Source organism: Bilophila sp. (assembly GCF_057864385.1).
The window spans coordinates 1-13,570 of sequence record NZ_DBMAFI010000016.1; the positions used below are offsets into that span (position 1 = coordinate 1).

Genomic DNA, 13,570 nt, shown 5'->3' on the forward strand with positions numbered 1-13,570 from the left:
ACCCCCATCCCCTTCAAAGATTTTCGCCCTTATCGAATCCCTGTTGCATGCCTTCCCTGTGGATGCGGGCAGGCGTTCCCGCATCGGGCCTTGAAAACCCTAAAGGCAGGGTGCGGCACCCAAGAGTGGAAATCCGTTTCTCGCTCCTAAGGCTTTTGTGTTTTGGGGGCGTTTGTGTTTTTATGGGGCACGCTTTTTCTCGAAACCAACCCGGCGAAGAGGATGCCTGACGCCTTCAGGGATGCCGCAATGGTATGGAAAACGGTGTTCCGGTTCGGAACATTGCGGCGGCCCTGAGGAAATTGGGGGAATTTGCCCCAAGGGGCGGCGAAGCCGTGGCCGTCAGGCGGGCTTGCGAACCTTGCGGGCATCGCGCGCAAAGCGGTTTCCCCGGCCCGCCGGAAGGCGCGGGTTCGGGCGGCGGCCCGGCCCCCGGAGGCATCCCCTTCCCACGGAGTTCCTGTGATAGACATTTCGACACTCAACCCGGCCCAGCTTGAAGCCGTGACCGCGCCGGACGGCCCGGTGCTGGTCATCGCGGGCGCGGGGAGCGGCAAGACCCGCACCATCGTCCACCGTCTGGCGTGGCTGGCGGAACAGGGCGTCCCGGCAAGCGACATGCTGCTGCTCACGTTCACGCGCAAGGCCAGCCGCGAAATGCTGCTCCGGGCCACGGATCTGCTCGGCTACAGCATCGGCGGCGTCCACGGCGGCACGTTCCACAGCTTCGCGTTCTCGGTGCTGCGCCAGTACAGGCCCGCATGGGCCGAAGGCCCGGTCACGGTCATGGACTCGGCGGACAGCGCCTCCGCCATCCAGCAGTGCAAGGAACGGCTCAAAATCGGCAAGGGCGACCGCTCGTTCCCCAAAACGCAGACCATCATCGGCCTCCTCAGCAAGGCCCGGAACAAGGAAATTTCCATCGGCGACGTGCTCCAGCGCGACGCGCAGCACCTGCTGCCCCACGCCGATGCGCTGGAAAGCATCGGAGAGGCATACCGGGGCTACCGCCGCCAGCATGGGCTGCTCGACTACGACGACCTGCTGTTCGAGCTTGAGGATCTGCTCAAAGGCGATCCCGAAACGGGGCGCGAAGGGCTTGCCGGGCGGTTCCGGGAGCGCTACCGCTACATCATGGTGGACGAGTACCAGGACACCAACCGCGTTCAGGCCCGGCTGGTGCGGCTCCTCGCCGGGGAAGCGGGCAACGTCATGGCCGTGGGCGACGACGCCCAGTCCATCTATGCCTTCCGGGGCGCGGACGTCCGCAATATCCTTGACTTCCCCAAGCTGTTCCCCGGAACGCGGGTCATCCGGCTTGAGGAGAACTACCGCTCCACCCAGCCCGTGCTCGACGTCGCCAACGCGGTGCTGGCCCCGGCCTCCGAGGGCTTCCGCAAAAACCTGTTCACGACCAGGGAAAACACGCCCCAAACGCCCCGCGTGCGCCTCGTCCGCCCCATGAGCGACCTGACGCAGGCCAATGTGGTGGCGGCGCGCGTGGAAGAGCTGCTTGACCGCTATCAGGCGAAGGAAATCGCCGTGCTGTTCCGCGCGGGCTACCAGTCCTACCACCTTGAGGTCGCGCTCTCCAAGCGCGGCGTCAAATTCCGCAAATACGGCGGGCTGCGCTATGCGGAAGCCGTACACGTCAAGGACGTGGTGGCGTTCGTGCGGCTGGCGATCAACCCGCTGGACATGCCCTCCTTCGAGCGCGTGGCGGGGCTGTCCAAGGGCGTGGGGACCAAAACCGCCGAAAAAATCTATCATGTCGCCGCACAGGGCGATTTCGACGCGCTGCGCAAAGCCTGCACCAAATATCCGGATCTGTGGTCGGACATGCTGCTGCTCGACAAGCTGCGCCAGCACAACCTGACGCCCGCCGCGCTCATCGAAATGGTCATTGAGCACTACACGCCCCGCCTTCAGGCCATCTTCCCCGACGACTGGCCCCGCCGTCAGCAGGGCCTTTCGGAACTCGCGCACATCGCCTCGGCCTACACCGATCTCGAACAGTTCGTCGCGGATCTGTCGCTGGAAACGCCGGAGGACGAGGCCGACGAGTTCGATGAGGCGGGCCGGGTGGTGCTTTCCACCATCCACTCGTCAAAGGGGCTGGAGTGGGACGCCGTCATCCTGCTCGATCTGGTCGAGGATCGCTTCCCCTCGCGCCACGCGCTGGTGCGGCCCGAAGACTTCGAGGAGGAACGCCGCCTCATGTACGTGGCCTGCACCCGTGCCCGCGAGGATTTGGAGCTGTTCGTGCCCGCCACGCTCTACAGCCGTCAGAACGGCGGCAATGAGCCCGCGACGCCGAGCCCCTTCGTGCGCGAACTGCCGTTCAGCGCCCTTGAGGAGTGGCAGGAGGGCTACACGGGCCGCATCTCCAAGCGCAGCGCATCCTTTGCCGGAGATCCCGCCTTTTCGCGGCCTTCTCCGGGCATTCCCCGCGAACTGCCCAGCCCCAACGCCGGGCGCGTCAAAGGCGTGTTCCCGCCCCCGGTCATCCCAGATGCCAAAAACGATAAGGCCGCATCCAAGGGCGGCGCGGGGTGCGGCTATTGCCGGCACAAGGTATTCGGGCGCGGCAAGATCGTGGAACAGCTTCCGCCCGACAAATGCCGGGTCAACTTCCCCGGCTTCGGGCTCAAGGTCATTCTCAGCGCGTTTCTGACTCTGGAGGAATAAATGTCCGATCTCGTTTCCGAGGATCACATCCTCGCCCGCATCGCCTCGCATTTCCCCAACGAAGGGCCAGACGTGCTGCTTGGGCGCGGCGACGACTGCGCCGTGCTCGGCGTTTCCGGGCCGCTGTGCGTGAGCACGGATCTGTTCATGGAGGACGTGCATTTCCGGCGTTCCTATTTCACGCCGGAAGACATCGGCTGGAAGGCCCTTGCCGTCAACCTGAGCGATCTCGCCGCCGACGGGGCGCGGCCGATGGGGTTCACGGTGGGCCTGTCCCTGCCGCCCGATGCGGATATGGCCCTTGTGGACGGCCTGTGCGCGGGCATGGCCGAGCTGGCGGCCCAGGCTTCCGTGCCGCTCGTGGGCGGCGACCTCTCCCGCGCCGACAAGCTCCATCTCTGCCTGACGGTATTCGGGCAGGCGGAAAAGACGCTCCTGCGCGGCGAGGCGCAGCCCGGCGACGTTATTTTCCTCATCGGCAGGACGGGCCTTGCACGCGTCGGTTTGATGCTTTTCGAGGAGCAGGGCCGCGCCGCCCTCAACGGGTGGCCCATCCCCTGCGAGGCGCACCTGCGCCCCGCCCCGCGCCTCAAGGAAGGCATGCGCCTGTCGCGCCTTGCGGCGGACTGGGGACGCGAGAAAGGCGATCCCGCCTGCGGGCGGCTTGGGCTCATGGATCTTTCCGACGGCCTCGCCCGCGATCTGCCCCGGCTGGTCGGGCCGGGCATGGGCGCGGACATCGGCATGCCCATGCCGCACACGGAAATCCTCCGCTTCATGCGTTCCCGCAGCGAGGCCGATCCCGTCGCCGCAGCCAGGCGGCACGCCTTCCTCGGCGGCGAGGATTACGCGCTCATCGGGACGTGCTCGCCCGAACTTGCCGTACACGTCATGGTCGCCAACGCCGAGACCACCATGCTCGGCAAAGTCACCGAAGGCGGCGTGATCCGCGTTGACGGCGTCCCCGTGTCCGGCGGGTTTGATCATTTCGCGGGCTAGAGTAAATGGCTTTGGGGGAGATTGGGGAAGGGAGGGAAAACTTTTCTGAAGAAAAGCTTTTCCCTCCCTTCCCCAAACCCCATCCCTCCCTTTCCAAAGACTTTTGCGCTTATCGAATCCCTGTCCGCAGGCTTTTCCAGTGTCATGTTTTTAGGGGTGGGAAAAGGCGTTGACGTCTGCTTGGCAAGGGGGTGCCGTTGTGGGATTCCGGGCGGGGCGCCTCCGGTTGTTCCTGTGGACACGAATCCCGCTTTGTACGAAACTGGGAAGCAGGTTCTTTCCATTGCCCACCGTTCCCGGAACGGGCTGCCATCATCCCATGCCGCTTTTCTTTCCCACTGCGCCCGGAGCGGTTTGCCCCTCCGCGCCGGTGGACGGCCAGGCGTATCTCATTTTAGATATAATTATTTGAAATTATTAAAAAACAATCTTTTCGCGGCTTTAAAATAGTTAAATGATTTCAGTGGATTATATCTAACTGGCGACACAACCTGAAGAGGATGGGCGAACCAAGCGGGCAGTTTTGGAGAAGGGGAAGGCCGGCCTTCCTCTGGAAAGGTCTCTCACCGATTATGGCAACCATTCCTTTCAAAAGGGGTTTCTATGGCTACACTCATCCTGCTGAACAAAACGGAACTGCCGAAGGGCACGCCGTCCGAGGCGTTGGTGGCGGTATGGGACAAGGGCAGCGTCCCCGACGGGCAGATCTCCATCCCCGTGGAGCTGAACGAACGCCTGTTTCCCATCCGTGACGAGCTGGCGGCATGGACGTACGAAACGGGCTGTGCCCGGATCGACGGCAAGCTGCTGGAAGAACACCTCCGCGCCGACGACAACCTGTCCATGTGGTGGTGCTCCACGCTGGTGGAAAAGCACCCCAAGGTGACGCACAACCTGTTCCCGGCGCTGAAGCTGCGCGCCCTTGAGCTTCTGATGGACGATAAGGGCGTCACCCGGCTGGAGCTGCACGCCGCGGCGGGGGCCGACCCGTGGATGGAAGACGTCCTGGGGCGCTTCTGCAAGGCTGCCGGGCGCGAGTTCGCCGTGCACCGTATCGGCGGCGCGGAAGCGGCACAGCCGGAAGGCCTGAAGGCCAGGCTCAAAGCCTGTTACTACCGCCTGCCCGCCCCGGTGAAGGCGCTGGTACGCTTCCCGGCGTGGCTGTGGATCGTGCGCCGCCGCCTGCCGCGCACGCCGCTTTCCCGGCCCGCCCTGCCCGAAGGCGTGAAGCCCGCGAGCATCGTAACCTACTTCCCCAACATCGACATGGCCGCCGCCAAGAACGGGCGGTTCCGCTCCCGCTACTGGGAAAAGCTCCATGACGCCCTCCAGCCCGCCGACGGCAAGCCCAACCGCGTGAACTGGGTCTTCATCTATTTCCCGGCCCCACAGTGTTCCTTCCCCGATGCGATCAAGCTGCGCGACCGCTTCCGCGCCAACGGGCAGGACGGCGCTTCGTTCCACTTCCTTGAAGAATTCCTCACCAACGGCGACATCGCCAAGAGCCTTGTGCGGTTCGGCAAGCTCCTGCTCTCCAGCCGGGCCGTGGAGCCGCAGGTCAGGGAACTGTTCCGCTTCCCCGGCTCCCGGATGGATCTCTGGCCCGTCCTGAAAGACAACTGGGCCGATTCCACCAGAGGCTGGCGGGCGCTGGAACGCTGCCTCATGCGCGAAGCCTTCCGCCGCTATGCGGAATGGGCCGGGCCGCAGGACTGGACGACCTTCCCGCAGGAAAACTGCCCGTGGGAACGTATGCTCTGCCAGTCCATGCACGACGCGGACGCCGGGCCGGTCTACGGCGCGCAGCATTCCACGGTGCGCCCCACGGACTTCCGCTATTTCGACGATCCCCGTATGATCAACGATCCCGCCTGCCGCCGGGCCATGCCCGAACTGTGGCTGTGCAACGGGACCGGTGCACAGGATGCCTTGCTCGCCGGGCACATGCCGAAGGATCGTACCGCACTGGTGGAAGCCCTGCGGTATCTTTACCTCACGCCCAAGCCCGATGCCGAAGCCGCCCCGGAGACGCCCGCCAAGCCCACGCGCCTGCTCGTCGTCACCAGCTTCTTCGCCGATGAAACCGACGCCCACCTCACCGCGCTGGCGGCCTCAGCCAAGGCCGGGGTACTGGACGGCTGGGAAGTCGTCGTCAAGCCGCATCCCTACCTGCCCGTAGCCGAACGCCTCAAGAACCTGTACGGCGCCGCCGAGCCGCCCAGCGTCGTGGACGGCCCCATCGGGAACTTCCTCACGCCGGACACCGTGGTCTGGGCTTCCAACTCCACCACCGTGGCGCTGGAGGCCGCTTTCCGCAAACTGCCCGTGCTGGTGCAGGCCGCCGAGGACGACGTGGATCTTTGCCCCTTGCAGGGGCTTCCCGGCGTGGTCAACGTCCGCACGGTCAAGGATGTGGCCGCCGCCCTCGCCGTTCCCAAAGCCCCCGACCTGCCGCCCGACTACCTCGCCCTCAACCCCGAACTGCCGAGATGGAAGGAGCGTTTGGGGCTCTAGAACAACTTAATTTTAAGATGTTGCAGTGAACGTTTAAGGCACGCCCGATCCGGCATTGAACAGCGCCAATAAATGGTGCTTATGCCTTCGCAGCGACCGCCTGCTTCCCGCAGCCGGAAGCGTATTTTCAACGTGAAAACGCTCGCCGAGGCCGACGCCAATCCCCATGACGGCAAGCAGGAAATGACAAGGCTGTGTTATAGAAAATGGTTGATGCTTTTTTCCTTGAAGCTCCAAAGGGATAACCGGCAAAATGCCTTAGCCGTGGCTCCCGCCAAGGGGAAAACCGGAGAAAAAGGCTGTATTTTCACCGCACTGTGGAGATGAAACAACCACAAACGATACAGGGCCAATGATAAAAAGGGGGGCATTCAGCCCCCCTTCCTGTTGCCTTAAGCGGACTGCCCCAGACGGCTCCCCCTCCAAAACCGCCTGTGATTTTTATAACTCTTCTTAAATGAAGTAAAATAAAGCCCAGACGAGAGGCATTCGCCTTTTCGATGATTTCTAAAAAATTCATTTTGAATTTCAGATAGTTGAAATGCGATTTTCATTGCGGAAGCGAATGCCTCCCAGACGGTTCTTCCTTGATAAGGGCTGGGCCGTTATGTATGGTGGAGGCATTTCATGCCCGCTTTCTTCAAACGGGCACAAAGGGGGGTTGTCTGGGATGAAAAAGCTGTTGCGCGCGCTCAAACAATGGACACTCCTCATCGCCATCACCGTAGGGGCCGTGGGGCACAGTTTCTTCTCACAGTTCACATGGCTCGCGCCGTGGCTCCTCGCCTCCATGCTCCTGCTGACCTTCTGCAACATCTCGCCGCGCGATCTGCGGTTCCACCCCCTGCACCTCATCCTGATGGGCCTTCAAGTCGCCATGAGCCTTGGCCTCTATGCGCTGACGCTCCCGTGGCATCCGGCCATTGCGCAGGGCGTATGCATGGCCGCCCTCACACCCACGGCTACGGCGGCGGCCATCATCACCGGCATGCTCGGCGGCAGCGTGGCCTTCCTCGCGGCCTATGCCTTCCTGAGCAACCTCGCCATCGTCGTGCTCGCGCCGCTGATCCTGCCGATCATCGCCACGGGACAGATCGACACGCCCTTCCTCGAAACCATGTTCAACGTGTTCATGCGTGTGGGGCCCACCATGCTCTTGCCCCTGCTGGCCGCGTGGTTCATCCAGTACGCCGCCCCCAAAGCCAACGCCGTACTGCTGCGCTGGGGCATCTTGGCCTATTACCTGTGGGCGGGGATGCTCATCATCCTTATGGCAGGCACCTTTGAACAGCTCCTGAAGCCCGGCGAAAAGGATTACCGGCTCGAACTCCTCCTTGCCCTCGCCGGGATCGCCGTCTGCACAGCCAACTTCATCCTCGGCAAATCCATCGGTTCCCGCTTCCACCGCCGCATCGCGGGAGGGCAGGCGCTGGCGCAAAAGAACATCATCCTGCCCATGTGGCTGACCTTTCAGTATCTCGACCCCATCGCGTCCGTATTGCTGGCCGCCTACTCCATCTTCCAGAACATCGTCAACGCCGCCCAGATATGGCTCAAAGGACGGCGCGACGACCGCATCATCCAGCGCCTCCACGACTTCCACGAGAAAAAACACGCCCGTATGCAGGCCGCCCAGCGGCTGATCCCCCAAGAGGAACACGCCGAACTCCTCTCGGAACTGCCTGTCCGCGTCAAAGACAGGCTCAAAAAATAACAGGGCACGCGCCCACACGGATCGCATTCCCGGTTTGAATGGGAAACAGCCCCATCTCCGTGCCATCCCCCTGCCACGGAATCCCTGTCCGCGATGTAACGCCCCGTAATCCCCCCGCAGCCTCATTGGAGAAGTCTTTCAAAAAGGCTCTATATAGTGGTTGTTCCATCTCCACAGCGCGGTGAAGATACGGGCTTTTTATCCGGTTTTCCCATCGTCGGAATCCACAGCTACGGTATTTTGTTGGTTATTCCTTTGGAACTTCAGGGAAAAAGCATCAACCATTTTCTATAACACAGCCTTCAAAAAGGCTGTGCCATAGGAAACGGTCAATGCTTTATTTTTTGAAATTCCAAAGGAGTAACTAGGGCGTGTCACCTTGCTATATAACTACTTGAAACTATTAAAAATAATCTTTTTGCATTTTGAAAGAACAGTTCAATATTTTCAATAGATTATATCTAATCAACGGTACAACCTAGGACAAATGAACTTTAAAAATGTACAATTTTAAAGTGTAAGACACACTCGCTCCGGCATTGAACAACACAAATAAATGATGCTTATACCTTCACAGCGACCGCCTGTTTCCCGCAGCCGGAAGAGTATTTCCAAGGCTGTGTTATAGAAAATGGTTGATGTTTTTTCTTGAAAATCCAAATAGATAACCGAAAAAATGCTTAGTAGTGGATCCCGACAAGGGGAAAACTGGAAAAAAGGCTGTATTTTTCACCGCACTGTGGAGATGAAACAACCACATACTATAACAGAGCCATTTTCAACGTGGAAACGTTCTAAATAAATGCCCCAGTCATGGGGCCCCATCAGCGGAAAATTTTGAGGAAAAGACTGTATTTTCATCATATTGAAAAGCAACCGCATACTGTAACAGAGGCAAAGAAAAAGCGCTGTTCTTCTAAAAGTGGAAGCCCCCCTCTTCTGCCCATTACGCCGCACTGAACAGCCCGCCCCAACCCGCTTGGGGGGCTCCCCACTCCCTTCCCTGAGCCCAAAACGCAACGCCTGCCGCACGGGGGGCGACAGGCGCTGTCCTCCCCTCCAAGGAGGGGACATTCCCCTTGCGGTTTGCCAAAGGGGAATGTCCGGGGGGAGGGAAGATGCGGCATCCCGGTTGGGGCAGGACGCCGCGGTTTGGGGCTAGAGCAAATGGGCTTTAACGTTTTACAGTGTTAAAATACCCGCTCCGGCATTGAACAGTGCAAATACATTGTGCCTATGCCTTCACAGAGGCCGCCTGCTTCCCGCAGTCGGAAGAGCATTTTCAGCGTGAAAACGCTCTAGAAGGGCCAGAGCATCGGGATGACGAACACGCACAGCACGAGGCTGATAAGCTGCAACGGCCAGCCCGCCTTCAGATAATCAAGGAAGGTGTAGCGGCCGGGGGTCAACACGATGGTGTTCGGAGGCGTGGCGATGGGGGTCAGGAAGCAGGCCGAGGCGGACATGCAGATGCCCATCATGAGCGGCAGGGGCGAAATGCCGCCGCCGACGGCGATGGGAAGGGCCAGCGGGGCCATCAGGGCCGCTGTCGCGGTGTTCGACATGAAGTTGGTGAGCAGCATGGTAAGCGCGCAGGACACGAACAGCAGCATGGTCGGCCCGGACACGTTGGAAACCACGGCGTTCGCCACCAGCGCGGCAGCCCCGGACTTCTGCATGGCGGCGGACATGGAGAGCATGCCCGCGAACAGGAAAATGGTTACCCAGTCGATGCATTGGAACGCTTCCTTCATGGTCATGCAGCGGGTCGCCACCACAAGGCACGCGCCGAGCACGGCGGCGGTCGTCAGGGGCAGCATTTCCGTCACCATCATGATGACCACGAAAACAAATATCCCCATAGAGTAAGGCATTTTCCCGGTACGGCGCTCCTTCAGTTCGGAACCGAAGGAATGGTCTTCGCCGCCCTTGTCCTCAGGAAGCAGGCGATAACCGAAGGCCCAGTAATACAGCATTCCGGCGGCGAACAGGATGAGGCCGAACTTGCCGAACTCAAAGAAGCCGAACGGCGGGATGCCTACCTGATCGAGCATGGAGTTGACGATGCCGTTGGGGGGCGTGCCCACGAGGGTCACGGTGCCGCCGAGGGACGACGCAAAGGCCACGGGCATGAGGATCTTGCTCGGCGCGACCTTGGCGGAGGCGCACATGCCCATGATCATGGGGACGGCCACGGCGGTGGTTCCGGTATTGGAAAGCACGGTGGACAAGCCGCCGACAGCGATCATGGAGAAAAGCAGCAGCTTCTTCATATCGCCTTTGGACAGCTTCAAGGCCATCTGGCCGACCTTGTCGGCAAAACCGGTGACGAACGTCGACTCGCCGATGATGAACATGGCCATGAACAGCACCACGGTGTTGTCGCCGAAGTAGCTGAACGCCACTTTTGAGGTCAAAACGCCTGTGCTGGAAAGCCCCACGGGCACGAGCATGGCCGTGATGGGCAGCGGGAGCGCTTCCGTAACGAACAGCAGCGCGGCGACGGCGAGGATGCCGAGAGTAATATACGCTTTGGTGTGGTCGCCGGGAACGGCGGCGCCCGCTGTCCCGGACGAGGCCGCAAAGCACTCCATCCCACCGGACAGATAAACGCCCGCACACGCAACAATCAACAGAGCCAAGAAACCCCACATGAGCCGTTTCATACAAACATTCTCCCCTGCTTGCCAAAAAAGCGAAAACAGTTAGTGTATGAAAGTCATCAAACTGGTGATGCCTTTGACGGAAACGCTTCCCAAGGGCGGCCTTGTTCCTCCCAAAACGCGGCCGCCCTCCCCGATGAGGCGCCCGCCCGCTCCGCTGCAACGGCGTGGACGGGCATTTTTTTATTCGTAAGAAGCGACGAACGGCCGGATGCGATCGTGCGAGGCCTTTACGCGCCGTTCCAGTTCACGGGCGTATCCGTCGAGATCTTCAATACGCTTGCGGGCAGCGCCCGTATCCATCGCAGCTTTGGCGACGGCGGGCGTGATGCGCGTCAAAATGCGCGGATCAAGCGGCTTCGGGATGATGTAATCAAAACCGTATTCGAGCTTGTCCACATTGTAGGCGGAACAGACTTCCGCCGGGACAGGCTCCTTCGCCAGCGCGGCGAGGGCTTCGGCGGCGGCGATCTTCATCGCCTCGTTGATTTCCGTGGCTTCCACGTCAAGTGCGCCGCGGAAAATGTAGGGGAAGCCCGATACGTTGTTGATCTGGTTCGGATAGTCGGAACGCCCGGTACCCATGATGCAGTCCGGGCGGGCCGCCTTGGCATCCTCGTAGGCGATTTCCGGATCAGGGTTCGCCATGGCAAACAGCACCGGCTTGTCAGCCATGGAGCGCACCATATCCCGCGAAACCAGATTCTTAGTGGAAAGGCCGAGGAACAGATCCGCCCCCTTCATGCAGTCCGCGAGGCTCCCAAGATCGTCTTCCTGCGCAAACTCCAGCTTGTATTCGGCCAGATCCGGGCGTTTCTTGTGGATAAGCCCCTTGGAGTCAAACATGCGGATGTTCCCGCGCTTCACCCCAAGCGCGCAGTAGAACCGCGCGCAGGCCATGCCCGCCGCGCCGGCCCCCACCACCACGACGGCCACGTCTTCAATCCTGCGGCCCGTGAGTTCACAGGCGTTGAGCAGGGCCGCGCCGGAAATGATGGCGGTGCCGTGCTGATCGTCATGGAACACCGGGATGCCCATTTCCTTCTTGAGGGCCTCCTCGATGATGAAGCATTCGGGAGCCTTGATGTCCTCAAGGTTGATGCCGCCGAACGTGGGTTCCATCGTCCTTACGGCGGCGATGAACTCTTCGGCGCTGCCCGTCTTGAGGCACAGGTCGAACACGTCGATGTCTGCGAAATTCTTGAACAGGACGCCCTTGCCTTCCATGACCGGCTTGGCGGCGTAAGGCCCGATGTTGCCGAGCCCAAGGACGGCCGTGCCGTCGGAGATCACGGCCACCAGATTGGCGCGCCCGGTGTATTCGGATACCAGCGCCCGATCCTCCGCGATGGCCTTGCAGGCTTCGGCTACGCCCGGCGAATAGGCGAGGGACAGATCCTTCTGGCTTTCGCAGCGCTTGGTCAGCACCACTTCGGTTTTCCCATGACGGGGGGAACGGTGGTATTCAAGGGCTTCTTCCCGCGTGAACAAGGCCATATGTACCTTCCTTTAAATAGAGGTGAAAGGCGACGCCTCAGGCGGCAGGGTGCGAACCGCACCGACGGATGATGCGCGGCACGAAAACTCGCCTCCGGGCGGCGTGATAACTCTTTCCAAGAGTCTGCTGCATATTCGTCAACAAAATTACAAATTCCCTCAAAAACGCAAAATCAACATCCCAACTTATCACGTTTTTTCCCATAAGGTTATCACGACGTTCTTCAGACGGAACAACCAACCTTAACCCCGCCCAAAGGGTGGCCCCCAGCCCTCCCAGCCGTATCGGCCCCGCACCAGCCAGGGACAAAAGCCCCCATGCCGTTCCCTCCGGCGCAGGGGAAACGGCGTACCGTTCCTCCTGCCGATCCGAGGCAACACGCTTCAGCAATTCCGATGGCTGTGTTATAGAAAATGGTTGATGCTTTTTCCTTGAAGTTCCAAAGGGATAACCGGCAAAATGCCTTATCAGTGGATCCTGCCAAGGGGAAAACCGGAGAAAAAGGCTGTATTTTCACCGCACTGTGGAGATAAAACAACCATAAACGATAACAGAGCCTTTCTCTTTATCAACCGTAAACTTGAACAGAGCCATTCCGATTGTGCCGGGGTCCGGGGGGCGGCTCGCCCCCCGGACGGGGTCAAGGGGCGGTAAGCCCCTTGCCGCCGGAGGCCCATCTTTTTAGCTGTGACAGTGCGATCCGCAGCCCTTGAACTTTTCGTACAGGGCCTTGGGCAGGATGCCCTTGACGGACTTGAGGGCCAGCATGCGGCGCATGATGCCGAGCTGGTCTTGGAGGGGAATCTTCTTGGGACAGACATCTTCGCATCCGAGGAGGCCCATGCAGCCGAATACGCCCTGATCGTTGCCGATCACGTCGTAATATTCGTCCTCGGAACGGTTGTCGCGGGGATCGATGTAGAAACGGGCGAGGCGGTTGATGGTCGCCGCGCCGAGGAAGTCCTTGCGCATCCGGGCCGTGCCGCAGGCCGCGATGCAGCAGCCGCATTCGATGCAGCGGTCGAGCTCGAAAATCTGCTCGGCAAGCTCGTTTTCCATGCGCCTTTCTTCGGCGCGGGGATCGAACGCCTTGTCCTGCGTGTGAACCCACGCCTCGATCTTGCGGCCCACTTCACGGAACCATACGCCCGTATCCACCGACAGGTCGCCAAGCAGCTTGAAGACCGGCAGGGGATGCAGGACGATGTGATCCGGCAGATCACGGGTCTGGGTATGGCAGGCGAGGCCGGGACGCCCGTTGATGACCATGCCGCAGGAACCGCAGATGCCCGCGCGGCAGCAGAAGTCGAACTGGAGGCTCGGATCCTGCTGTTCGCGGATGATGTTCAGCGCGATGAACAGGGTCATGGAGTTGTATTCTTCCACATGAAAAGACTGCATGTGCGGAACGGAGGCGGGATCAAGCGGATTGTACCGGAACACCTCGATATGCAATTTGCGACTCATGCTCTTTCCTCATCTACTGAAAATGGT

8 protein-coding genes are annotated in these 13,570 nt (G+C 60.6%); 5 read left to right on the forward strand and 3 right to left on the reverse strand.

Features of this window, described 5'->3' with window-relative positions:
* Window positions 1-462 precede the first annotated feature (462 nt).
* The 5 genes from ACZM8Y_RS07050 (at window position 463) to ACZM8Y_RS07070 (ending at window position 7,915) form a co-directional block, all read left to right on the forward strand.
* Window positions 463-2,688 carry an ATP-dependent helicase gene (locus ACZM8Y_RS07050; RefSeq protein WP_482330489.1) on the forward strand — a complete coding sequence of 742 codons (2,226 nt, stop codon included), beginning with the start codon at window positions 463-465 and terminating at the stop codon, window positions 2,686-2,688.
* Window positions 2,689-3,687: a thiamine-phosphate kinase gene (gene thiL, locus ACZM8Y_RS07055; RefSeq protein ID WP_302553510.1), complete on the forward strand. Its 999-nt coding sequence runs from the start codon at window positions 2,689-2,691 to the stop codon at window positions 3,685-3,687.
* A gap of 603 nt (window positions 3,688-4,290) precedes the next feature.
* Entirely contained in the window at window positions 4,291-6,201 is a 1,911-nt protein-coding gene (locus ACZM8Y_RS07060; protein ID WP_479859778.1) for a TIGR04326 family surface carbohydrate biosynthesis protein, read from the forward strand.
* A gap of 132 nt (window positions 6,202-6,333) precedes the next feature.
* On the forward strand, window positions 6,334-6,528 hold the full coding sequence (locus tag ACZM8Y_RS07065) for a hypothetical protein (protein WP_482330480.1): 195 nt from the start codon (window positions 6,334-6,336) through the stop codon (window positions 6,526-6,528).
* A 343-nt stretch (window positions 6,529-6,871) separates the two neighbouring features.
* Window positions 6,872-7,915 carry a symporter gene (locus ACZM8Y_RS07070; RefSeq protein WP_482330481.1) on the forward strand — a complete coding sequence of 348 codons (1,044 nt, stop codon included), beginning with the start codon at window positions 6,872-6,874 and terminating at the stop codon, window positions 7,913-7,915.
* A 1,298-nt stretch (window positions 7,916-9,213) separates the two neighbouring features.
* Here the strand turns inward: ACZM8Y_RS07070 and ACZM8Y_RS07075 are convergent.
* From ACZM8Y_RS07075 to ACZM8Y_RS07085, 3 genes are all read right to left on the reverse strand, one after another.
* Complete coding sequence (locus ACZM8Y_RS07075) at window positions 9,214-10,581, reverse strand: SLC13 family permease (RefSeq protein WP_482330482.1); 1,368 nt, start codon at window positions 10,579-10,581, stop codon at window positions 9,214-9,216.
* 180 nt (window positions 10,582-10,761) lie between these two features.
* A complete protein-coding gene (locus ACZM8Y_RS07080) occupies window positions 10,762-12,075 on the reverse strand; it encodes a malic enzyme-like NAD(P)-binding protein (RefSeq protein ID WP_482330483.1) in 1,314 nt (437 codons plus the stop codon).
* 682 nt (window positions 12,076-12,757) lie between these two features.
* The gene (locus ACZM8Y_RS07085; protein WP_302554607.1) at window positions 12,758-13,543 is read right to left on the reverse strand and encodes a fumarate reductase iron-sulfur subunit; all 786 of its coding nucleotides are present in this window, start codon (window positions 13,541-13,543) and stop codon (window positions 12,758-12,760) included.
* Window positions 13,544-13,570 lie beyond the last annotated feature (27 nt).

Bases quoted from the DNA above. Each gene is read 5' to 3' on its own strand.
- ACZM8Y_RS07080 (WP_482330483.1), bottom strand. From the start codon at position 12,075: ATGGCCTTGTTCACGCGGGAAGAAGCCCTTGAATACCACCGTTCCCCC.
- thiL (WP_302553510.1), top strand. From the start codon at position 2,689: ATGTCCGATCTCGTTTCCGAGGATCACATCCTCGCCCGCATCGCCTCG.
- ACZM8Y_RS07075 (WP_482330482.1), bottom strand. From the start codon at position 10,581: ATGAAACGGCTCATGTGGGGTTTCTTGGCTCTGTTGATTGTTGCGTGT.
- ACZM8Y_RS07060 (WP_479859778.1), top strand. From the start codon at position 4,291: ATGGCTACACTCATCCTGCTGAACAAAACGGAACTGCCGAAGGGCACG.
- ACZM8Y_RS07070 (WP_482330481.1), top strand. From the start codon at position 6,872: ATGAAAAAGCTGTTGCGCGCGCTCAAACAATGGACACTCCTCATCGCC.
- ACZM8Y_RS07085 (WP_302554607.1), bottom strand. From the start codon at position 13,543: ATGAGTCGCAAATTGCATATCGAGGTGTTCCGGTACAATCCGCTTGAT.